Source organism: Treponema sp. SP13 (assembly GCF_050938355.1).
Taxonomy (GTDB): domain Bacteria; phylum Spirochaetota; class Spirochaetia; order Treponematales; family Treponemataceae; genus Treponema_D; species Treponema_D socranskii.
In genome coordinates this window covers 245142-268504 of record NZ_JADOVM010000001.1, presented here as the reverse complement: position 1 = coordinate 268504, position 23363 = coordinate 245142, and the positions used below count along the sequence as shown (strand labels likewise).

General features: G+C 42.6%; 21 protein-coding genes and 3 pseudogenes. 19 read left to right on the top strand and 5 right to left on the bottom strand.

The window, feature by feature from the left end; translation table 11 throughout:
• Positions 1-169: 169 nt before the first annotated feature.
• The gene (locus IZU26_RS01235; RefSeq protein ID WP_433276137.1) at positions 170-1039 is read left to right on the top strand and encodes an Rpn family recombination-promoting nuclease/putative transposase; all 870 of its coding nucleotides are present in this window, start codon (positions 170-172) and stop codon (positions 1037-1039) included.
• On the opposite strand, the gene IZU26_RS01230 is transcribed toward IZU26_RS01235, so the two are convergent.
• From IZU26_RS01230 to hflK, 3 genes are read right to left on the bottom strand one after another with little or no spacing between them, the layout of a single operon-like run.
• Entirely contained in the window at positions 1036-2814 is a 1779-nt protein-coding gene (locus tag IZU26_RS01230) for a hypothetical protein (RefSeq protein ID WP_433276135.1), read from the bottom strand. The genes IZU26_RS01235 and IZU26_RS01230 overlap by 4 nt on opposite strands.
• Before the next feature lie 18 nt (positions 2815-2832).
• Positions 2833-3819, bottom strand: coding sequence for a protease modulator HflC (gene hflC, locus IZU26_RS01225; protein WP_433276133.1), 987 nt, complete (start codon positions 3817-3819; stop codon positions 2833-2835).
• The gene (gene hflK, locus IZU26_RS01220) at positions 3816-4790 is read right to left on the bottom strand and encodes an FtsH protease activity modulator HflK (protein ID WP_433276131.1); all 975 of its coding nucleotides are present in this window, start codon (positions 4788-4790) and stop codon (positions 3816-3818) included. Before hflK ends, hflC begins: the two co-directional genes overlap by 4 nt.
• A gap of 149 nt (positions 4791-4939) precedes the next feature.
• Here hflK and IZU26_RS01215 point away from each other — a divergent pair, with 149 nt between their 5' ends.
• Together IZU26_RS01215 and IZU26_RS01210 are read left to right on the top strand one after the other, a co-directional pair.
• The gene (locus IZU26_RS01215; protein WP_433276129.1) at positions 4940-5593 is read left to right on the top strand and encodes a DUF4230 domain-containing protein; all 654 of its coding nucleotides are present in this window, start codon (positions 4940-4942) and stop codon (positions 5591-5593) included.
• Between the two features lie 149 nt (positions 5594-5742).
• Positions 5743-7056, top strand: coding sequence for a solute carrier family 23 protein (locus tag IZU26_RS01210; RefSeq protein ID WP_021495811.1), 1314 nt, complete (start codon positions 5743-5745; stop codon positions 7054-7056).
• Positions 7057-7192: 136 nt separating this feature from the next.
• On the opposite strand, the gene IZU26_RS01205 is transcribed toward IZU26_RS01210, so the two are convergent.
• Positions 7193-7891: a Bax inhibitor-1/YccA family protein gene (locus tag IZU26_RS01205; protein ID WP_021330892.1), complete on the bottom strand. Its 699-nt coding sequence runs from the start codon at positions 7889-7891 to the stop codon at positions 7193-7195.
• Positions 7892-8008: 117 nt separating this feature from the next.
• Between IZU26_RS01205 and IZU26_RS01200 the strand changes: the two genes are divergently transcribed.
• Entirely contained in the window at positions 8009-9145 is a 1137-nt protein-coding gene (locus IZU26_RS01200) for an Mbeg1-like protein (RefSeq protein WP_433276126.1), read from the top strand.
• A 69-nt stretch (positions 9146-9214) separates the two neighbouring features.
• Complete coding sequence (lon, locus tag IZU26_RS01195; protein ID WP_433276124.1) at positions 9215-12292, top strand: endopeptidase La; 3078 nt, start codon at positions 9215-9217, stop codon at positions 12290-12292.
• A gap of 12 nt (positions 12293-12304) precedes the next feature.
• Here lon and IZU26_RS01190 read toward each other — a convergent pair whose 3' ends face one another.
• Positions 12305-12517, bottom strand: a complete 213-nt coding sequence (locus IZU26_RS01190) for a hypothetical protein (protein WP_433276122.1) — start codon at positions 12515-12517, stop codon at positions 12305-12307.
• Positions 12518-12732: 215 nt separating this feature from the next.
• Between IZU26_RS01190 and IZU26_RS01185 the strand changes: the two are divergent.
• From IZU26_RS01185 to IZU26_RS01120, 14 genes and pseudogenes are all read left to right on the top strand, one after another.
• Positions 12733-12908 (top strand): annotated as a pseudogene (locus IZU26_RS01185) (integron integrase); the annotation flags it as partial.
• A 152-nt stretch (positions 12909-13060) separates the two neighbouring features.
• Positions 13061-13885, top strand: coding sequence for a hypothetical protein (locus IZU26_RS01180; RefSeq protein WP_433276120.1), 825 nt, complete (start codon positions 13061-13063; stop codon positions 13883-13885).
• A gap of 94 nt (positions 13886-13979) precedes the next feature.
• Positions 13980-15002 carry a HEPN domain-containing protein gene (locus tag IZU26_RS01175; RefSeq protein WP_433276118.1) on the top strand — a complete coding sequence of 341 codons (1023 nt, stop codon included), beginning with the start codon at positions 13980-13982 and terminating at the stop codon, positions 15000-15002.
• A gap of 250 nt (positions 15003-15252) precedes the next feature.
• The gene (locus IZU26_RS01170) at positions 15253-15549 is read left to right on the top strand and encodes a type II toxin-antitoxin system RelE/ParE family toxin (protein ID WP_433276116.1); all 297 of its coding nucleotides are present in this window, start codon (positions 15253-15255) and stop codon (positions 15547-15549) included.
• 2 nt (positions 15550-15551) lie between these two features.
• Complete coding sequence (locus IZU26_RS01165) at positions 15552-15836, top strand: hypothetical protein (protein ID WP_433276114.1); 285 nt, start codon at positions 15552-15554, stop codon at positions 15834-15836.
• 104 nt (positions 15837-15940) lie between these two features.
• The gene (locus IZU26_RS01160; RefSeq protein ID WP_433276112.1) at positions 15941-16342 is read left to right on the top strand and encodes an LD-carboxypeptidase; all 402 of its coding nucleotides are present in this window, start codon (positions 15941-15943) and stop codon (positions 16340-16342) included.
• Positions 16343-16468: 126 nt separating this feature from the next.
• Positions 16469-17377 (top strand): hypothetical protein, encoded by a 909-nt coding sequence (locus IZU26_RS01155; RefSeq protein WP_433276110.1) that lies wholly within the window; start codon positions 16469-16471, stop codon positions 17375-17377.
• A gap of 401 nt (positions 17378-17778) precedes the next feature.
• A pseudogene (locus IZU26_RS01150) lies at positions 17779-17961 on the top strand (integron integrase); the annotation flags it as partial.
• Between the two features lie 113 nt (positions 17962-18074).
• Positions 18075-18251 (top strand): annotated as a pseudogene (locus tag IZU26_RS01145) (tyrosine-type recombinase/integrase); the annotation flags it as partial.
• Between the two features lie 349 nt (positions 18252-18600).
• On the top strand, positions 18601-20058 hold the full coding sequence (locus IZU26_RS01140) for a hypothetical protein (protein ID WP_433276108.1): 1458 nt from the start codon (positions 18601-18603) through the stop codon (positions 20056-20058).
• Positions 20059-20274: 216 nt separating this feature from the next.
• Positions 20275-20688, top strand: coding sequence for a type II toxin-antitoxin system RelE/ParE family toxin (locus tag IZU26_RS01135; RefSeq protein ID WP_433276106.1), 414 nt, complete (start codon positions 20275-20277; stop codon positions 20686-20688).
• A complete protein-coding gene (locus IZU26_RS01130; RefSeq protein WP_002689021.1) occupies positions 20669-20944 on the top strand; it encodes a helix-turn-helix domain-containing protein in 276 nt (91 codons plus the stop codon). The genes IZU26_RS01135 and IZU26_RS01130 overlap by 20 nt, the downstream gene beginning before the upstream one ends.
• Before the next feature lie 67 nt (positions 20945-21011).
• Entirely contained in the window at positions 21012-22784 is a 1773-nt protein-coding gene (locus IZU26_RS01125; RefSeq protein WP_433276102.1) for a DUF262 domain-containing protein, read from the top strand.
• A 116-nt stretch (positions 22785-22900) separates the two neighbouring features.
• Complete coding sequence (locus tag IZU26_RS01120) at positions 22901-23359, top strand: VOC family protein (protein ID WP_433276100.1); 459 nt, start codon at positions 22901-22903, stop codon at positions 23357-23359.
• The last annotated feature ends 4 nt before the right edge of the window (positions 23360-23363 follow it).

The window sequence follows — 23363 nt, the reverse complement described above, 5'->3', positions numbered from 1 at the left end:
ATCCCCGGCATCCGTTCCGCATTTAAAACCAACCGCTCTCACGTTGGAGGGAACTTCGGCTTGGGGGCGGTTTTTTTGTGAAGACTTTTCCAGTCACTTAAATAGTTATAGTTATCCCTTTTAGAATCCTTCAGCCTGTGGTATAATACAATCAATGAGGGGGTATGCTATGCCTACTTCAAACAGAAAATACAAAGACTCGGTGTTTGTCGACCTTTTCAGTGAAGACGAAAAAGCGAAAGAAAATTTTTTATCTCTTTACAACGCTTTACACGGTACACACCTTCCGCTTTCGTCTCCGGTAGAAAACATAAGGCTCGATAACGTTATGTACATGAACATAATCAATGACGTCTCCTGCCTTGTAGACGGTAAAATCATCGTGTTGGCAGAACACCAGTCTACAATAAACGAAAACATGCCCCTACGATTTTTACAGTATATAGCAAGGCTCTATGAAAAACTGCAAGCACCGACTGATCGGTATTTAAGAAAGCTGTCAAAAATCCCTGCGCCTGAGTTTTACGTTTTTTATAATGGCACAGAAGACTACCCTGAAACTACAGTTTTAAAACTGTCGGATGCGTTTATCACAAAGCCCGAACAAGTACCGCTTGAGTTGACGGTGCAAGTGCTCAACATCAACACGGACAAATCGAACAAAGTCCTAACGGCATGCAAGCCGCTTGAAGAATACAGCCTCTTTGTAGAAGAGGTAAGAAAACAAACCCAACTCGACAGCGAAAACGGTTTTACCAATGCAGTAAAGATATGTATAGAAAAAGGAATCTTAAAAGAATATTTAATGAGAAAATCACGGGAGGTAATAAACATGTTAGTAGCAGAATATGACTATGATACGGATATTGCGGTACAGAGAGAAGAAAGCCTAAGGATTGGCATACAACAAGGCTTTTCCGACGGCTCGCGCCAAGCAAAGCTCGAAACGGCACGGATTTTAAAACAGCTCGGCGATTCCGTAAAAAAGATAATGCAAGCTACCGGACTCACCCAAGAAGAAGTGGAATCGATTAGCTAATCGGTAGTTCGGTTTATTCCCGGCATCCGTTCCGCCGCTCTTTGAACGACGATGCGATCCGGCACCCACGGGTACTTTTCTTTGAGCGCGCTTGAGGCAAGGGCGGCATCTCCTCCGTATTTTTGCAGGGCGCAGATCGCGTCGGATTTGAACGCTGCGGTGTCGACGGACACATTCTCCTCTTTTTCTTCGATGCCGGTGACAGCCCATCTGTTCTTTTTATACGTCAGCCTTACCGTATCGCAATTGCGCTCTATGATAAACTCGCCCGTTTCGCCGTCCGTGCGCACGGTGTAATACTCCGCCGTATGCGCCGCTTGAGCGCCGTCGTCGAGCGGTGCGCCTCCTTCGCTTCTTACCGGCGTTCTCTTTTCGCTCCGTTCGGGTACGCGGACTTCAAGTGAGCTTTCTTTGCCGTCGAGCGTAAAAGAAGTAATGCCGTATACGTCCCGCCTTGCCTCCGCATTTTCCTCCGAAAGGGAGGCGAACCACGTTTCCGGGGCGACGATACCGTTTTTCGGATCGTAGGCGCTCCTTGTTTTATTTACGACGTAGATACTGCCGACGATATCGCCGTAGCGCTTGGACACTTTGCCCGAAGACATCGCGCCGACGAGTTCGACGTTTTGCGTATGTATCGCTTCGTAAAAAGCTTCGGCGACTTCAAAAGATGTGAGACCGACGGCGGAGGGACGGCGTCGGGCATCGCGCACCGCGCCGAAAGCGAAAAATGCGATAACGGCGGCAAGCGCAAAACAGGCCGCGATCGCTCCCGCATTGCGTCTGAACGTCCGTCGGGCGCGTAAGCTTCGTTTTTTCGATTTATAATACGCTGCGACCTTTGCGTCGAACTCCGCTTGAGGGAGGGCTGCAGGGTGCGGTACTTCTTTGATCGTGCTGTCATCGATTCCGAGTTCGGCATAAAAAGCTTGAAGCGGAAAGGGTTTTTCTTTTTGCTTGTTCGCGGTATGCAACGCCTCCGCCGTATGCGGCGTGTCCGCCGCGCCGTGCACACCGTGTGATCCGCGTGCATTTTTCCTTTCCGCTTCTACAGTGCGCGACGGAAATTCAAGCGCGGCATCGACGCTTTCGGCAAGCGATTTATCGACTCCGTTTATGACGTGCTCGAGCTTCATATAATTTTTATCGTATTCGTCGGTGCTCCGCGCGCTCTCATCGCTTTTGTCGTAAGGCATGCGCTTTGCAAGAGCGCGGTAGGCGATAACCGCCTGCGTAAAAGAAAGTGCGCTGCGCCTTTCGGAAAGCGCTTTGCTTATCCAAAAGCCCTGCAGTTTTGCATAGGATGCGCCGCCGGTCGCGCACGCTTTATCGAACAGCGCTTGGGGCAAAAAAAGGACCGCAGGTTTTTCTGCAAACCCGGGTGCAGCCTTTACGTAAATGCCGCCCGCACCGATGTTTTCGATTTTTACGTTTTCTTTTTTCGCCTCTTCGATTGCGCATACCGCCGCATAGGAAGCCGTTGCCGCCGCATAGCGCTCGGCCTCTCCGCCTCTTTCCGCTCTCAAACATATTTCCGCAAGAGAGAGCATTTCCTCTTCTTCGCCGAACCGCCCGAAAAGGTGTACGTGCGCGCCATCTTCGTCGCCGATCGTTTTGACGCCGTCGAACTTCCATTCGGAAAACGAAAAGGTCATATCGGATCCGAATTTTTTGTCCGCGCAGGCGGCGATGCCCGATTCGGAAAGCAAATTTGAAAGACGGGTTTTGGCAAATGCCGATTCGCTTAATCCCGTATCGAATATAATTTCACTCATATTATTAATTATTAATTTTTACCGTCTGCCTTCGGGCGAATACAAATATCGGAAGTAATCCATATTCGTGCTGTACGTCGCATCGCGGCCTTTAAGCGTATTCGCATACGATTCCATGCTTTTCCAAAACGCGTAAAATTCCGGATCGCGGTTGTACGCTTCGGCGTAAATACGCGCCGCTTCCGCGTCCGCCTGTCCTTTGATTTCTTCGGCGCGGCGATACGCATCGGAAGAAATCGTGCGTTTTTCGTTTTCGAGCCGTCCGATCCATCCCGTTTTTTTCGCTTCTCCGAGCGAACGGTATGCCTGTGCGACTTGGCTGCGGTCTTTTATCATGCGGTTGTATACGCTTTCGGTGAGTTCGTCCGAATATTTTATTTGCCGCGGTACGATGTCGATAACCGTGATGCCGTAATCCGAAACGAGGGCGTTTGCGGCGGCGGTCATTTTTTCGCAGAGCGCGCTCCGTCCGCGTACGACTTCTTCGATCGTCGTATTGACGTTTACAAGCGATTCGATTTCTTTCGTCTCTTCGTCTTCCGCTGCGACGGCCTTTGCCGCGCGCTCGTTGATGATGTTCGAAGAACGCACGATTTCGCTCAATCGGTTTGCGGTGACGACCGTACGCGTCGCCGAATCGATGATGTCGCTCAGGCGGTTGCTTGCGTTTTCGATCGTTTTAAAACTCGTGTAGAACAATTTCGGATCGGCTATCTTCCAACGGCTCGTCGTGTCGACGACGATAAATTGATTTTCCTTTGTCGGAATGCGCTGCGGATCGCCGTCGATCGAAAGGATGCGCTTCGGATACGTCGTCACCATGTCGGCTGCGGGGATTTTAAAATACAATCCCGCATCGGTGCGGACTTCGGCGATGCTTCCGAATCTCGTGACGACCGCCTGATTTCCCTCTCTGACGATATAGAGCGGGCCGGACGCGAAGAAAAAAATTAACAAAAATAAAAAAACGACGAGGGGCAGTACGATACGTTTGATCGATTTCATTGTGCGTCTCCTTCGGAAGCCGAAAGCTGTTTTATAGGCAGTACGTTTTGGAGCCTCCCGTCGATGAGCGTACTCTTCGTGTCGGAATTGAAAAGGGCGTCCATCGTTTCCAAATACATACGCTCGCGGGTGACGCGCGGCGATCGACGGTATTCTCGGTACACGGAGTTGAATCGGGCGACGTCTCCTCTCGCGCGGTTTACACGTTCCGCCGCATATCCCTGCGCAACCGAAATCTGTTTGTCGGCTTCACCCTGCGCTTTCGGAATTTCGGCGTTGTACGCTTCTTTTCCTTCGTTGATAAATCGGTTCATATCCTGTATCGCTTTGTTGACGTCTTCAAACGCATCCTGCACGCCTTCGGGCGGAACGATGTTTTGCAGTTTGACCGTCGTAACGTGTATGCCCAAACCGAGCTTTGCAAAATTGTCGTTCATCATATCGCGCGACTGCATTTCGATGTTCGTGCGTTCCGCGCTCATAATGTCGAGGATGGCGCGGTCGCCGACGAGCGTATTGATCACCGAGCGGGAGATGTCGCGGATCGTACGCGTGCGGTCTTCGACGTTGAACTGCCACGCTTTCGGATCGACGATGCGGTATTGAATGATCCATTCGACGTCGACGATATTCAAATCTCCCGTGAGCATCGTGGATTCGGCGACGATACCGTTTTGATAGCGGCTGTTCCGCTTCATTTCGATCGTCTGAAAACCGAACTGTTCCGTCTGAACGACTTGCACCGGAATATTGTAGTTTTTGTCGATGCCGAAGGGCAGCTTGAAATGCAGACCCGGACCGACGGTTTCGACGTATTTGCCGAATCTCGTGATGACGGCCTGCTCCGTTTCATCGACGATGTAAAAATTGCTTTTTACCGCCGACGCTCCGATGAAGAGGGCGAGCAGCAGCGCATAGGACGACGGCTTTGAAAAAAAACGCCGCGCCGATTCTTTTGTTATTTTTCCCATAGTATTCCTCGTTTCAACTATACCATAAAACAACAAGCGATGATATAATCGAAAGTGCGGTGCGGCAAGTTCGTGCAAACATTTTATGATACCTCTAAAAACCGCAGCTTTTAGAGGTGACTTTGAAAATGCCCTTATGGGAGATTGGTATGAAAAAAGAGCGCACATCGGTCGAAGAAAAAAAACGGACTGCGCAAAGCGCGGCGAAAAAAATTATCAAAGCGGCACAGGTTCCCGTACGACACCGTTTATTGAAAATCATCTTTGCCGCGCTTCTTTTGTGCGCACTCGGTGCGGGCGCGTATTTCGGCAGAAAAAAAATCACTGAAATAAAACTTGCAAAAAAATATATGAGGATCGAACGGCAGCTCGTGCTGTGCCGCGAACTCGTTACGGTAAAACTGCGCTACAGCGAAATCGTGAGCATAAAAAAAAGCGGTGCACTCGGTGTCGCAAAAAGCTACAGTATCGTCAAATATTCAGGTGTAGCGCGTGCAGGTATTGCCGACGTTTCAAAGATCGCAGCGACCGTTTCGAAAGACGGAAAATCCGTTTCGATTTCACTTCCGAAGTCGGAGCTCCTCGGAAACGAAATAGCGTCGCAGGAAATCTTCGATGAAAAGCGCAGCATCTTCGTACCGATCACGATGCGGGAAATCTTCGACGGAATCGAAGAGAGCAGAGCATCCGCCGCGGAACGCCTGGTCGCCGAAGGTCTTTTGGATGACGCGGATGCGCAGGCACAGGCCGTCCTTCGCGCATCCATGACCGCGCTCGGCTTTGAAAACGTTGCGATACGCTGATACGCCGAGGCGCAGGGACGTTGCTGCAGAGGAGGCTTTCCCTTTTGAATTAAATTAATAAAAATATCCGACAAAAAACGGCCGCGTTCTTTTCAAAAAAAAACGCTTGTGCTATACTGTGCCGATTTGTATCACACAGGAGTTTCTTTATGAATTCATCGAAAATTCTAGGGCCTCACGACAAGCCGCCGCTCGCGCAGTGGATTCCGTTGAGCTTCCAGCACGTGTTCGCCATGTTCGGCGCAACCATCCTCGTACCGCTTTTGACGGGCTTGAATCCGTCGACCGCGCTTTTTACCGCCGGTACCGGAACGCTCATCTACATCTTCATAACGGGCGCAAAAGTACCTGCGTTTTTGGGTTCGTCGTTCGCCTTTATTCCGGCGCTTATCGGAATCGGCGAACAGTACGGCGTTGCCTATGCGATGGGGGGCGCGATCTGCGCGGGAGTTTTTTACTGCGTCGTCGCATTGATTATTAAATTTACGGGCAAAGGCTGGATCGACAAAGCGCTTCCTCCGGTCGTCATCGGTTCGGTCATCGTCGTCATCGGTATGAACCTTGCGCCGACGGCGATCAAAGAAGCGATGTACATCGGATCGAGCGGTGCGATGCAGGATTACTCGCTTGTGTATCTGAGCATCGCCGTCGTAACGCTCGGCATCGCGATCGTCGCGACGATTTTTTTGAAGGGCTTTTTCAATACGATTTCGATATTGATAGGTCTTGTCGGCGGTTATCTTTTTGCGCTCGTCATGGGCGCCGTTTTTCCCGCGTACAGCGTCATCGATTTTTCCGTCGTGCGTGAAGCGAAGTGGTTTGCGCTTCCGTTTTTGCAAACCGACGCGGCGGGCAAGTATTTTTGGCTTGCGCCGAAATTCAACTTCGTCGCCTCTCTCACCTTTGTGATCGTTTCGCTTGCGACGATCTGCGAACACTTGGGCGATACGCTGACGACTTCGCGCGTCGTCGGCAAGGATTTTTTAAAAGATCCCGGTTTGCACCGAACTCTTGTCGGCGACGGTCTTGCGACCGCATGGGCTGCCGTATGGGGCGGGCCGCCGAACACGACGTATGGTGAAAATATCGGCGTTATGGCGATTACGAAAGTGTACAGCGTGTGGGTTATCGGAGGAGCTGCAGTCATCGCCTTCGTGCTGTCTTTTTGCCAAAAATTCGGCGCGGTCATTCAAACGATTCCGGGCCCCGTGCTCGGCGGCGTTTCCATGCTCTTGTACGGGCTCATCGCGTCCAGCGGCTTACGCACGCTCGTTGAAGAAGGCGTTGATTACAAAGATAAACGTAACTTGACGATTTCGTCGGTTGTCATGGTCATCGGCATCGGCGGCGGCATTTTGCAGTTTACCGTCGGGAGCGACTTCGTGTTCAGTTTGGGAGGAGTTGCGCTTTCGACCGTCGTCGGCATCGTATTGAATTTAATAATTCCGAAAACGGTGGAATAAGCACCGCCGGTAAAATAAAGCGCCCGCGCATCGCATTTTTACCGGCGGGCGTTTTATTTTTACGTTGTTTCCGGCGCAATCCGTGCGGATATGCGCTTATCCGCGGCTCCGAGAGGAGCCGTTTTGTTTTTGCGCTTTATCGTCTGCGTCCGAAGAGGCGCAGGAGGGCGAGGAAGATATTGATAAAATCGAGATAGAGTTCGAGCGCGCCGATGATCGACGCTTTTTTGAACGTATCCGATCCGTCCGAATACTGCGCCGCCCTTAAAATCTTTTGCGAATCGTATGCGGTGAGTCCGACGAAGACGACGACGGTGATGAGCGAAATGAGCCACGAAAATCCCGACGAGCGCAAAAAGAAATTGATGAGTGAAGCGATGATGAGACCCCACAGCGCCATGATGAGATAGCGGCCGAACGAATTGAGATTCTGTTTCGTGACCGCGCCGTAGAGGCACATACCGCCGAACATTCCCGCTGCCGCAAGGAACGTGTAGGTTATCGCCGTACCGGTGTAGACGAGAAAGATCGATGAAAGCGTCAGTCCGTTCAGCGCCGAATAGACGATAAACGCGACGGACGCCGCAGCGGGCGAGATTTTGCGGATGGACGCGGAAAGCCACCACACGAGCGCGATTTCACCGATCGCGACGACCCAAAAACCGATACCGCTTCCGCCGAACAGCAGCCTCAACAGCGCCGCATTCCCTGCCGTAATGTAGGCGCTCACTGCGCTGATTACGAGCGCGAGCGCCATCCAGCCGTACGTACGCGTAAGGAATTTCCGTTTTTCGTTTTCTACCGCACGCGTGCCGATCGAATTGTATTGTTCCATATCCGTATGCTCCTCTATACAACGTTGATTTTCCCCGCCGGGAACCTATTACAAATATACATATATATTATATCACAGGATATAATTTTCTGCTATAATATGAATGAGCGAGGTTCTATGGCGAATATTATCGACTATATCGAGTGGCGCGGCGACTTGTCGTTTTCCGCCGTTCCGTTCAACGATATCGACGCTCTCATCCTGTGTCAAATTTCGTATCTCGATTTTTCAGGCATCGTAAGCGAACGCTTTAAAGATTGCGTAACGCTGAACGATGCCGCTGCACTTTTTCGAAGTGCAAAGGATTTTTCAAGACGACGCAAAGTCGGCGCGATGATCAATTCGCAGACGGTAGATCTTTTGTTCGCAGCCGCTTCTTCAAATCGTTTCGGAACTATAAAAGCGTGCGGTTATGCGGAGCGTTTCGATTTGCAAAAGGAAGAGCAATTTTCCGCGACGACTTTTTTGACCGGCGACAAGTACGCCTTTGTCGCGTTCCGCGGTACCGACGATACGATAATCGGCTGGAAAGAGGATTTCAACATGGGCGTCCTCAAAACCGTACCGGCTCAAACCGACGCGCTTAGCTATTTGACCGAAGCGATGAAATCGATACGCGGACGATTCCGCGTGGGCGGCCATTCGAAAGGCGGAAACCTTTCAATTTATGCCGCCGCAAACATCGACCGTAAATTCAAAAAACGCATCTCCTGCGTGTACAACAACGACGGACCGGGCTTTCGCGAAGAGATCGTCGCTTCTCTCGAATTCCGGGAACTTGCGCCGAAAATCCGTTCGTTTTATCCGCAGCTTTCCATCGTCGGTATGCTCTTTTCACATGCGGCCTCGTACGCCGTCGTCGAAAGCGAGCAGGCCGGCATCAGACAGCACGATCCGTTTTCATGGCATTTGACGAAAGACGGTTTCGTCTCGCTTCCGGGCTTCGACGCGGCAAGCGAATGGTTTCACGATACGTTCAACGCGTGGTTCCGTGAGCTTTCCGACGCCGAGCGCTCCCGCTTTGTCACTACGCTTTTTAAAGTGCTTGAGGCGACCGACGCAAAGACGAATTCGGAGCTCGAAAAAAATTGGTGGCAGAATTCGGCAAAAATCGTCGGTGCGTTTGCAAAGCTCGACGGCCCGTCGCGCGACAATATCATCAAAACGGTGCAGCTGCTTTTTCAAATCGGACACAGGCATTTGGCGCCGGCACGATTTTTGCCGTCCGATGCTTCGAAGAAAAAAAATCGATAAATTTCCGGAACGGATGAGAATAAAATTTCCGGCGTAGACTATTTCATATTTAGGGAGTATATTTATTCTATGGCAAAGAAAGATATTGACAATAATGATTCCACGGTATCGATTTCACAGGCGAAACTGGACGATGCTTTTGACGGCGAGAAAGCGGATAAAGCGGCGGACAAAAAAATCGTAAAAAAGCCGTCGGCGACTAAGGAGATCCTTCCTGCGGATCAGGCACTTCCGGTAAAGCTTTTGCTCATTCCGTTGCAGGGACGTCCGATTTTTCCGGGCATCTTTACGCCTCTTATGATCAGTTCTTCCGACGATACGAAAGTGATCGAAGAAGTGTGTGCGGGCGACGGCTATATCGGCATCGTCATGCTGAAAAATGAAACGGAAAATCCGTCGGTATCCGATCTGCATGCGGTCGGTACGATCGCGCGCATTATTAAAAAGATCAATTTGCCCGACGGCGGACTCAACGTGTTTATTTCGACGCTCAAGCGTTTCCGTATCCGAAAAGCGCTGCACGCGACGACGCCGATGGCGGCCGCGGTCGATTACCTCGACGACGAAGAAGACGATACGTTTGAAGTAAAAGCGCTCACGCGCGCGCTGTTGAGCGAAATGAAAGAAGTATCCGAAAACAATCCGCTCTTTTCAGAAGAGATGCGCCTGAATATGGTGAACATCGATCACCCCGGAAAGATCGCCGACTTTATCGCGTCGATCCTCAACATCGATAAAGCCGATCAGCAAAAAGTGCTCGAAACGGTAAACGTGCGCCAGCGTATGGAGCAAGTGCTCATCTATATTAAAAAAGAGCAGGAGCTTTTACGCGTCCAGAAAAAAATTCAAAACGAACTCAACGAACGCGTCGAAAAAAATCAGCGCGAATATTTTCTCCGCGAAGAACTGAAGTCGATTCAGGAAGAGCTCGGCACGGACGCCGAAGGCAACGCGACCGATTATCAAAAGTTTAAAAAGAAAGCGGAGGAATTTCATTTTGAAGGCGAGATAAAAGAGACGGTCGACAACGAACTCGAAAAATTCAATCTCATGGATCCGAACTCCGCCGAATACATCGGTACGCGGAATTTTCTCGAACTCGTCACGCAGCTTCCGTGGAACGACAAGCCTGCGGAAAATTACAGCCTCGACGAAGCGAAAAAGATTCTCGAGCGCGATCACTTCGGCCTTGACGACGTAAAAAAACGCATCATGGAATTTTTATCGGTTCGAAAGCTCAAGCAGGATGCAAAGGGCAGCATACTGCTGCTCGTAGGTCCTCCCGGCGTCGGCAAAACGAGCATCGGGCATTCGGTCGCGGATGCGATGCATAAACCTTTTTATCGATTTTCCGTCGGCGGTCTTCGCGACGAAGCTGAGATCAAAGGACACCGCAGAACTTATATCGGTGCGCTGCCCGGAAAAATCATACAAGGTTTGCGCACGACGAAAACGCGCGCTCCCGTCTTTATGATCGACGAAATCGATAAGATGGGACAGAGTTATCAGGGAGATCCCGCGAGCGCGCTGCTCGAAGTGCTCGATCCCGAACAGAATGTCGGTTTTCGCGACAACTACCTCGATTTGCCGTTCGATATTTCCGACATATTTTTTATCCTCACCGCGAACACGCTCGATTCGATCCCGGAACCGCTGCTCGACCGTGCCGAAGTCATTCAGCTGCCGGGCTATATCGATCAGGAAAAAATCGAAATCGCAAAGCGCTATCTCATTCCGAAAAATCTTAATAAAAACGGACTTGAAAAAAATCAAGTGCAGTATACGAAAGAAGCGCTTTTGATGATCGCCGAAGAGTACGCGCGCGAAGCCGGAGTGCGCAATTACGAAAAGAGCGTCGATAAAATCCACCGCAAAATCGTTACAGAACTTATGAACGAAGCGGAGAAAAAAGCGGAAGAAGCGGCGGCGAAAGCGAAAAAAGCAAAGGAAGCCGAACTTGCTGCAAAAAAAGCACAGGGCGAACACGTACTCACGCAGTCGGAAATCGACAAACTCGTCAAAGCGAACCGTGATTTGACGCAGTTGGAAATCGACTCGCTCGTGGACTCCCGATGGAAGCTTTCGCAGGGCGATATCGATCTGCTCGTAAAGAAAAATAAAAACCTCACACAGGCGGAGATCGACAAACTCGTTTCGGTAAAGCGCGAAAGCGAAAAAGTTTCAGCCGCCGATTTCGTCGACAGAACGAAAAAATATACGATCGATGCGAAAGCTCTCGACAAGTATCTCGGTAAACCCGTCTTCGATGAAAGCGAAATCAAAAAGGCGGACATCGCGGGAACGGCGATCGGTTTGGCGTGGACGAGCATGGGCGGCGATACGCTGCTCATCGAAAGCATCGCGTATCCGAGCGCGAAGGGCGGACTGCAGCTTACCGGTCAGATGGGAGACGTGATGAAAGAGAGCGCGCAGATCGCGATCAACTGGGTAAAAGAACAAGTGCTTTCAAAAAAGATAAAGAGCGAAGAGTGGTTTGAAAAGAATATAATTCACTTGCACATTCCCGAAGGCGCGGTCAAAAAAGATGGCCCGTCCGCCGGCATTACGATGGCGACGGCGTTTATGTCGCTGCTCACCGGAAAAATTATTAAAGGGCATCTTGCGATGACGGGCGAGCTTTCGCTTACGGGGCAGGTTTTGCCGATCGGCGGACTCCGAGAAAAGACGGTTGCGGCCAGGCGGAACGGCATAAAAACGATTTTGATTCCGAAAGCGAACGTCCGCGATCTCTCCGATATTCCCGATCACGTAAAGGCGGGTATTACGTTTATACCCGTGACTCGCGCCGAAGAAGTGATGCTGCACGCCTTTGCGGAAAACGGAAAAACGGGAGCGCTTTTCGAGATGCCGGTCGTGAAAAAAAGCGCGGCGAAAAAGAGCGCTCAGGCGGAACGCGCGGTAAAAAGCGATACGCTTAAAGCGGCTGAAAAAAAATCGATGCGGAAAAAATCCTCGAGAAACGCTGACGGCGGAAAATCGTCGGCGGCAAAAAAGGATACGAGCCGACGCGAAAAATCCGTTTCGAAAAAAATCGGGGTGAAATCGTCCGCTTCGAAAAAGGGCGCAGCGAAAGCGAAAAAAACCGCCGTAAAAAAAGGTGCGGGGAAATCGCGCAAAGGAAAATAAAAGGGGGCTGTCTCAAAAGTCGGTTACTTTTTCGACAGCCCGTCGGTCGCCGGAGCCGCCGCGGTCCAGCTTTTTAACAGCGTTACCTTCGGCCTCTTTCACCCTGCTGCGGTTATGTTTGCCGCTCAGCATGCGTGGCGCAAAGAGCAGTACGTGCTGAGCCAGCTTTTGTATTCCATCTGTGCGATAGGCCGGCAAAAATTTTAGGAGCGCTTTGGACGGCATCGTCGTTCACCGGTGCGGCTACAGATTTTTATACGCATCGTATTCCGCCTTCCCCCTTGTAGGCATTTTCCTTTTTATTATGTTTAATAAAAAAATAAAACAAGCGGATAAAAATGATGCATAAATCTTTTACCGCATAAAACCGAATAGAGGAGGGGGAGCAGCCTTATCCGCTTGCGGCTCCCCCTGTCTTCAGCCGCCCCCTCGCTCCCTGTTTCGATTCGGTGCCGCTTTCGTTTGCTCTTGCAAAAAATATCCCAATGCCGGTAAAACTCAGGTCTGGCAGTGGGTGTTTCCACAAGCTCGCCGATGGCGTAACAGAGAAGCCGACGAGCAGGGGTGGAACCATATCGATCCTTCGGTTATTCAGCGTACTCTGTATGAAGCGGTTGATTTATTTCGGCTGATGATAAGGTAGGAAGATATTACTTTCTGTATTTCAACATTTTAGGCTGAGAATTAGTAATTTTTATGATATAATGAGGATGGGGTGACAGGAATGTTAGGTCGACGCCTGCACTGGCGCGCGTAAAAGGGGAAAAAGTGAAAGAAAAGAGAACAGTTCCAGAATGCTTTGAAATTTTGAAATCATACAAGAAATATGATTTAGAAACAGTTTACAATAAATATGAACATAATGGTAAGAAGTCATTAAAAAAATATACAAAAAAAGAATTTAAGAATCTCTTAAAAAATTGTGATAAAAAAGAAGATGATATTTATTCTGATTATGAACTAGAGCAAATTGAATATATTTGCTCTAAAATGACTAATTACTCTGAATCGTTATTAGATTTAAAAATTTCATATTTGGAGAAAATATACGAAAAAGAAGATAGAAGGCAAGAAGTTATTGATCAAAAAGCCCATGGTAAAATAGAGCAAACTTCATTAGTGATAGGTTTAATTGGATTATTCGGTGCAGGCGGAGTTTTTGAGATTTTTAAAAATACGTATATTTTTTTGAAAGTTATATCTTTTGTACTTATGACATTAATGTTTTTTTTCTTTTGTCTTTCAATTATTTGGTCTGTAAGGGTTTTAATTCCAAGACCTTACCAAAGGCCTCGTCAAGCCCTAATGAGTTACGGTATTGAAAATGATATAAAAACTCAAAAAATTGGATATTTTGGATCATTATATGATTCAATTACTTGGAATCAAATCTGTAATTCTAAGAAAAACAAATTAATGGAATATGGACAGAAATTTTTTGTTATTGGTTTAGGGATTTTATTGATCTACATAATAGTTTTATGTATTTCTATAATGCTTTTTTCAGATAACGGTAACTCAAATATTTTCTACTTTATTTTTGAACAAATTAAAGAAAATATGAGTGATGGAGTTTTTATAAAGAAAAGTTAATAAGCACATAACGCAGTTTTCAAAGCCGACAACGCAGGCAAGCTGTGTTGCGGTTTAAAACAATGTTAAATTGACCCTTTGGGCAGAGGATAGAATGGGAAGAGACTTAACTATATACCCGATTAAAGCGACAAAAGAGCAATTAAAGGAAATAATCGAATCACATGGTTTTAATCGTTGTAAGCACTTATGGGATTGGCCGAAGGGGACATTAAATTACTCATGGTTTGAATCAAAAGATTTTTTGTCAATAGATGGAGTAAGTGCAGATATATACCCAATTTGTGATGAAGAAAAAAAATACACTCAAAATGAATGGGCAGTACATGTAAGGAATCTGTATAGTGCCAGTGTATTTGATGTAAAAAAACTTAATTCTGTTTTAAGAGATATTAGAAAGAAATATGGTGGAATAATAAAAGGAGATTATGGAACCAATAAATATGCTCCGTTATGGGAAGATGAAAGTACACCAATGAGCAGAGGCCTAACATTTGTTGCAAATCATGTAAATAGGAAAATTGACTCATTGTTATTTGCTATGCCTGAATCTTGCTTAAAGTATCCAGAAACAAATGATATAAGCGATCCAATGACAATTATTATGAAATCCATGGATCCTATACGTGTTGTTTATAATGCTTTTGTTCCATTTATAATATCTGCATTTGAATATTTCTTTTCTCAAACATTTCAAATACTACTCAAATATGATGATAACGCAATAGGGAAACGAAATACATATAATCAGAAAATACAATTTGAAAAAGTAATTGAAATATCAAAAGGCGAAAATACAATAGAAGCACTGATAAGTGATAATTACAGCTTTCAAAATATTGGACAAATTAATAAGGCGTTTAAAGAATGGTTTGATATTGATATTAACAAGGCATTATTCAAAAAAAAGAAAATCGGTAACAAAATAAAATATCTTCAAAAAACCATGGATGAAATAATCCGGCTTAGACATGGAATTATTCATCATTTTGAAATCGATTCATCCTTAACAAAAGATGACGTAAATAATATGCTTAAGGTTCTTCAGTTAGTTATTGATGAAGTGATAAGTTGTATTGAACAGAAATACACAATTAAAATAGAAACAGAAAGCTAACACTCGCTTTAGCGTTGACATTGCCTTGACGGCAATTCAGGTTAAACGGTAGTTATACGGACGCTCATGCTAGGGTACATGAATTAAAGGGATAAAGAGAAACGTTTCAAATTGCAGAAAGATTAGAACATGGAGAATGGAGAATTAACTCAGCAAGTCAAGCTTACTGAATTAATGAATTTGATAATAAAACTTTAGAATACGCCTTGAATATGTTGACAAATTCAAGTGTTCGTTTTATATTAGCGCTATGAAGTTCACTGTAGAAAGGCTTCCCCAAGCAAAAGCTGAGATAGAATTTCTGGAACAATCGCAAAAAGATTTACTTAAAACTGAATATCAAAAGATTGAACAACAAGGAATTGAGTTTGTAAAAGTAAAACCTCTGCAGAAGAAAATTTATGAAATTAAATCGAATGAGCTGAGGTCTTTATTTAAATATAAAGAAGGAAGAATTATTGTAATTGGAGTTGTGTTTGTAAAGAAAACACAGAAAACTCCAAAAGAAACTATAAAACTTGCGGAGAAGCGTTTGAGGGAGATCTGATTATGGAATATGTATATGTAAAAGATTCGGAAGGGTATGTTTTTAAGAAACGGAAAGCAGAAGTCACTTCTGATGAAAAAATTATTTCTGAAAAGGAATATATGAAAACATCCGGGCTTGCAGCTTATGAAAAAGAATTTGGACATGGCGGTGCAAGAGAAAATGCCGGAAGAAAACAGAAATTCGGCTCTCCGCTAAAGTTTCAAATCCGTGTAACGCAGGAAGAAAAAGATTTTATTACTTATGCAAGAAAACATCATATAAACTATGCTGCAATGATGAAATAAATAACACCTGACACAGCTTTCAAAGCAGTCATTTTTGTCTGCACAAAAAGGCGATTTAACTGCGCAGTTATACGGATGCCCGCACTGGGACGCCGAGGATAAAATTGATAAAAAAGGTCACAATAATAAGTCTTTCAAGCGGAATTCTCGGAGAACCGTTTGTTCAGCATGAAGTAAAGATTGGGATGAAAAGGCTCCATGATTACGGTCTTGAAGTCGTTACTACTGAAAATGCCTTAAAAGGAATGACGTATTTGTCCGAGCACCCTGAATCAAGGGCTGACGACTTGTTAAATGCTTTGAATGATAAATCCGTAGATATGATTTTATGTGCGATAGGCGGAGATGATACATACCGCCTTTTACCGTACCTTTTTGAAAACGATGAGCTTAAAAACGCTGTCAAAGATAATAAAAAAATATTTTTAGGCTATTCGGATACGACCATAAATCATTTTATGCTGCGTATTATTCCTTTTGGAGTAACGGCTTATCTCGATACATGAGAGCAAGTAATTAGATTTGAGAGCAGCAGGTAATACGATTTTCAAAGTCGACAACACGAGCAAGTCGGTTTGCGGCTTAAATACAAGTTATACGGACGCCCGCACCGGGACGCGCCGGGAGGAAAAATGAAAAAAATAATTTTACTATTGATTTTAATAATTTTGTTATTCGGAGGCGAAAAAAAAGGTAATACTTCAGCTGAGGAAGTAAATAAAACTCCATATTCGGAAACAAAAACAACAAACCGGCGTGAATACTCATTGTCAACAAAAAGTTATTATTTAAAAGAGAATCCTAAATTTATGGGAAAAGCCATGAATTTTGCTTATCAGGAATATTCCGGTATTACAGCCCCGGTTATAATGTATCCGAATTACGGGTACATAAGAAAAAATGCCGGTGTTTCACCGAATTTTGTAAATATAACCTCAAAGCGAATTATGAAAGCAAAAATTTTTTTTAGGGGAACAGGACACTCCGAAGATAAAGATTTATCGGTATCATTTGATACTTTCGATTTTATGTCAGGAAGTAACTGCACGGTTAAATTGCATGATTCTTTTCTTCAAGATAATATGTACACAATCGACAAAATTATTTTCTATTACAATGATTTATCTGAGCAAACGGTCCAAGCCGATGAATTATACTCTGAAAGAGCACTTGCTCCGCTGGATTTGACTGGTTCAGGTATTTTCTTTATCGATGATCCGAATACCGGCTCTTATAATTTTATTGTAAAAACTTATTCTTCCGATTCGGAAAGTACCGGAAAGTATAAAATAACCGCTACCAAAGAAGACGGCAAAGAAGTAAATGTAGAAGACGGTATTCCTTATCTCATCGAGGGAGATATTTTCTTAACCGATTTGTGGAGTAAGATAGCAATCGAACAATTATGTAATTTGAAAAAATTGGAAATTGAGTTTATTTCTACGGATGATACGGTTTTACGAGAAGAAGTTACCGATTCCGCTCAGTTGGATAAAATTACTATGTGGGTATCGGCATTTAATTACTACGGATATAAATGATATTATAACTGTTAATGCATACAGTTACCCACCGCACATAAGCAAAAGACTCTATGACAAGAAAAGAATTTGAAAATAAATATCGATATATGAGTGAACTCAACGCATTGGCAAAGTCACACTGTCGGTACGTTTTAAAGCAGGGGGGCGAAGATTTTGCTAAAATTCTGCAATCAATCAACAACCCCGACGCAGAGCGTCGGGGTATGTTGTTCTCATAAGGTGGTTGCAGTCGGCATTAATACCCTTTGTTACGACGCGGCATGTGAGATAACCCTCCGCACGAATAAAAAAAGTACCGAACAGAGCTTGGATTCCGGCCGGATGTTTTTGGAAAGGCAATGACAGCGAACTGCAAAGATATTCTCTCTCTTGCCTGAGAACGATTACGGTCTTTTTATCCGGTTGCTTTTGCAAAAAAATATCCCAATGCCGGCAAAACTCAGTTCCGGCAGTGGGTGTTTCCTCAAGCTTGCCGATGGCGTAACAAAGAAACCGGCGAGCAGGGACGCCACCATATCGATCCTTCGGTTATTCAGCGTACCCTGCATGAAGCGGTTTTAAAGTCCGGCATCCCTAAAACAATCAACACTCCCGACGCAAAGCATCAGGATGTTGTTCTTACAAGGTGGTTGCAGGCGGTTTTCATACCATTTATTACGGTTCAAGAAGCGTCGGAGGTATGAAAACCTCCGCACGAATCGGCTGCCACACTTTCCGCCACTCATTTGCAATGCACCTGCTGGAAGCCGGCTACGATATCCGCACCATCCAAGAGCTTCTCGGCCACAGCGATGTTAAAACCACTATGGTTTACACCCACGTTCTAAACCGCGGCGGGCTGGGCATTCAAAGCCCTATAGACAGGATGTAATTTTTCTTTGCTCCGTTTAGTGAGGATAGGCCTAATCTGCCGATTGTTGATTTATTCTTGTGAACAGTTATGGTAGAAAGATCTGATTTTCTGATCCGCAGCAATTTAGATGGAAAAGCATAGGTTTTTGTGATATTATAAGGAAAGGTCGAAAGGATGTTATAGCGACACCGCCTATGCGGCGGTGAAACAAAGCAAGAGAGCATTGAATAAGTGGAAAGTATTTGTGACAAAATCTCTTTTGAAGAATATGTAATTCTATATAATACAATAAATTAGAAGATCTGTTTTTTAAAAGAGGCAATAATATAAAATTATTATAAATAGCGGAGTGTGACATTCTATTAAAATGGCAGCAATTGCAGAAATATTGAAAAATAACGGACCAATGCTTTCTTCCGAAATAAAAGAAATTATTATGAAGCTAGAAAATATTTCGGATACAGCAGCTAGAAAACAAATTTCGAGAGCTAAAGGCAATATTCAGAGATTAACTTTTTTTACATTTCCAAAGAATGAGGCTTTTCTATATTTATCAGAACAATATAAAACTCCAGATTTTTATCATAATTTATATCAAGCATTAATCAAAAAAAATTCCATAACTGGAAGTGTTCTTGCTACTATTGATTGTCTTTCTGGCGATATTGAATATAATAAATTTTTAACTCTCTCTATTAGTTCTTTTGCAACAAAACGAAAAACTATTGAAACTATTAAAAAAGAATTAATTTCGGTTGGCTTTATAGAGCAATATGTAGATTCCCAAGGTACAAAGCGTATAAGAATTCTCAAAGCTATTTCACAACACAATGACTATGACGTACGAGTAAACGATATAGAAGAAGAATGTACCTTAGCAATTGTTGAGGATTGGCTCAAAAAAAATAGCTTTGTTAGTTTTAACAGAATAAAACGTTTTAATGATTTTTCAGGGGCAATTTGGGATTTAACTGCGCCTTCTTATTTGCAATCACTTACAAAATTTTCATCGAACAAATTGAAGCCAGGATTTATTGTAATAGATATTCTTCCTCAATATAATATTAATGAAACACAAATAAGATATTTTATTGAAAAAGTAAAAACAATAAATGCAAAAAAAAATGTAAGAACCTTTTTACCTATTATTATCGGTTTTAATTTTTCAGCAGAAGCATTTAATTTATTAAAAGAAGCTAATGTTCTTGTAACAACTGTTGAAAACCTTATTGGAGAAACATCATCAAAATTATTGCAAGAAATCTGTAATGTAATTCAGAATTCAACCCAAGTAATACTATCTTCAAACGAAGAGAAAATTACAAACATATTAAAAGCAGTAACCAAATTTGAAGGAAAGGTCAATAATATAAAAGGTCTCCTTTTTGAAATGATTGTTGCCAATATAAAGTATTCAATAGATAACTGTTATATTGAACTAAATAGAAAAATTGTTTATTATAACAAAAATGCAGAAATAGATGTTTTTTGCAGGAAAGGACAAAATGAAATATTAGTTATAGAGGCTAAAGGATATGCTAATAACATTACAGAAGAACAAATTGATAGATGGAAAAATCGTATGTCTTTAATTTATAAATGGCTTTTAAGTATTCCTGAAAATAATGGTAAAAAAATAAAATTTGAATTTTGGACCACATCTGATTTTGATGCCCAAGCCTTGGTTTCATTAAATAAAATGAAAACAATAATAAAAAAATACAGTATAGATTGGAAAAACTTGAATAATATTAAAGATTTATGCAAAACTAATAAATTAAATGGTCAATTAAGTATATTAAATGAGTATTTTACAAATACATAATATTTGTTATAACTCAGTTTTTGTGCGGACATTTTGCTTTGTTACGGTTTTGCTGGTCGCTTCGCTCCTTCACGTAAAAACCGCGTCAATTCTGGCGTCGCCAGAACCTCAAAACGCAGCACAAAACAATGTTAGCATGACACCGCTTTAGCGGTGCAAAAAAAGAATAATTTTTATAAATTTTAGCATACGAGGTATTGGTATTGTACCATAAAAATGGTACAATATGATATGAATAAAGAGAATTGCTTGATATATGAAGGTGTCTTTTTTAGAATTGAATGGTTTTATGATAAAGCAGGATATAGTCAAGCATTTGAATACTTTAGAAAAGTATCACCTTCTCAAAAACGAAAATTTCTTATGTTGATAAAGAAAATAGGTGATTTCGGTAAAATATTTGATAAAATAAAATTCAGATATGAAGGAGATGAAATTTATGCATTTAAACCTCAGCCTGATAGATATTTATGTTTTTTTAAGAAAGGAAAGAAAATAATTGTAACAAATGGATTTTGTAAAAGAACGAATAAACTGCCGTTGGCAGAAAAGACAATCGCTTTAGAAAATAAAAAAATATATGAACATTTATATGAGGAGCGATGTGATTATGGAAGAGTCGACCTTTGATAAGTACATAAAAAATGATATAAAACAAAAAAAGAAGTTTGATAAAGAATATAATAACTTTCTACTGTCGGAATTTATACTTGAAAAAATGGAAGAGGAAAATATATCTGTTAGAGAACTTGCGAGGAAAGCTGAAGTATCACCGACAATCATTCAAAAATTACGAAATAATAAAACAGCAGATAAAATAAATTATCAAACTTTTTTATCTGTTGTAAATTCTCTTGGCTACAGGGTAAACATAGAAAGAATTTAAAAGTGCTAACACCCGCTTCAACCTGACATTGCGGACAAGCCGCAAATGCAGGTTAAGCGGATGTTATATGGATGCCAGATGGCACTTGAGGAGAAAAAATATAATGGGATTTGCACAACCGATTTCAATAAAAAATGCAATTGATAAAATTCATGAAAAAAAATATTTACTCCCTGCAATTCAAAGAGAATTTGTCTGGGGGACAGAGCAAATAGAAACTTTATTTGACTCTATCATGCGTGGTTATCCTATTAGTTCTTTTTTATTTTGGGAAGTTGCTGAAGAAAATATTCCTAAGTATCAATTTTATGAGTTTATAAGAAATTACCATGAACGTGATAATACCCATAATGAAAAAGCAAATTTAACTGGTGAAAAAAGCATTACAGCTATTCTTGATGGTCAACAGAGATTAACGTCTTTATATATCGGCTTAAAAGGTTCGTATTCCTATAAAATGCCAAGAATGAGATGGAATAATGATTTAGGATTTCCTAAAAGAACTTTATGTTTAAATATCATGTCAAAACCCATAGACTCAAACCTTGAATATGATTTTAAATTTCTTACACAAAAAGAACGTACAACAATTGATGACGAATGTTTTTGGTTTGAAGTTGGAAATATTTTATCTTTTAAATCTCCTGGTGATGTAAATAATTATCTGATAGAACATGATATCTTTACAAAAGAAAAAGATAAGGCTCATTTTGCAAATAATGCGTTATATAAATTGTATTCAGTTATAAATGAACCTTCGATAAATTTCTTTTTGGAAGAAAGTGATTCTTTAGACAAAGTTCTTAATATATTTATTCGAGTAAATAGTGGTGGAACACAATTGAATTATTCAGATTTATTGTTATCGATTGCGTCTGCCCAATGGAAAGAAAAAGATGCAAGAGAAGAAATAACTCATTTTGTAGACGAAATAAATAAAATTGGTGATGGTTTCAATGTAAATAAAGATTTTGTATTGAAGACTTGTCTTGTATTGTCTGATTTTAAGGATATCGCTTTTAAAGTTGATAATTTTAATCAAGGTAATATGTTGAAAATTGAAAAAAATTGGGATACTATTACAAAAGCAATAAGGCTTTCATATAATTTATTAGTTAGCTTTGGCTATAATCGTGATAGTTTAACTTCAAATAATGCAATAATTCCAATCGCGTATTATCTATTACAGCAAAACTGCCCAGATAATTTTGATATATCAAAGAAATATGAAAAAGACAGAAAAGAAATTTTTCATTGGTTAGTTTCCGCTTTGTTAAAGAAAGTTTTCAGTGGACAACCAGATAATGTACTACGTCCTATAAGAGAAATTATACGTAAATCAAATTCTGCTTTCCCAAGACAAGAAATTTTTGATAAGCAAAAAGGTTCTATAAAATCGTTTATGTTTAATGATGATGAAATAGATAATTTATTTATGTATCAATATGGCAATGCTTTTACATATTCCATTTTGGCGATAATTTACCCATCACTCAATTTTAGAGGAAAATTCCACGAAGATCATATATTTCCAAAAACTCTTTTTACAGCAAAAAAATTGAAAGAGTTAGGAATCCCAGAAGAAGATATATCATTCTATCTAGATAATTATAATTGTATTGCAAATCTGCAGTTATTAGAAGGAATTCCTAATCAAGAAAAATCAAAGAGGATGTTTATTGAATGGATCGTTGAAACATATCCTGATGAAACTGATAGAAAAATGTATATGGAAAGAAACTATATACCAAATTGTTCATTGGATATAAAGAATTTCAGAGAATTTATAAAAAAACGAACTGGGTTAATTACTAAAGCAATAAAAAATATGCTTAAGTAAAAATCACATAACACTGTTTTCAAAACCGATAAATGGGACGACGCCCATTTGCGGTTTAAAACAATGTTAGGACGACACGCCGCTGGCGCTGGCGTGCGATGTTTTGGAGAAAATCTATGAAATTAGATGGATTTGGTGTTTTTGTAAAAGATATGCCGACGATGGTGCGTTTTTACAGGGATATATTGGGATTTGAAATCAAAGAGGCAGAAGATGCATCGAATGTATTTCTTGAAAAGGGCGGCACTCTGTTTCTATTTTACAGACGCTCAGATTTTGAAAAGATGACTTTTATAAAACTCAATTATGCAGAAAAGATAAATGGGCATTTTGAAATTGCCTTAGGTGTAGAAAATTTTGCGGCAGTGGATAAAGCATATAATGAAATAGTCGCAAAGGGTGGAGAATCTGTAATGCCGCCTACAACAGAGCCTTGGGGACAGCGAACTTGCTACATTGCCGACCCCGAAGGGAATCTTGTAGAAATCGGTTCTTTCGTGAAAGAAAAAAGTCCTAATACCCGCTTCAACCTGACATTGCGGACAAGCCGCAAATGCAGGTTAAGCGAATGTTAGGTTG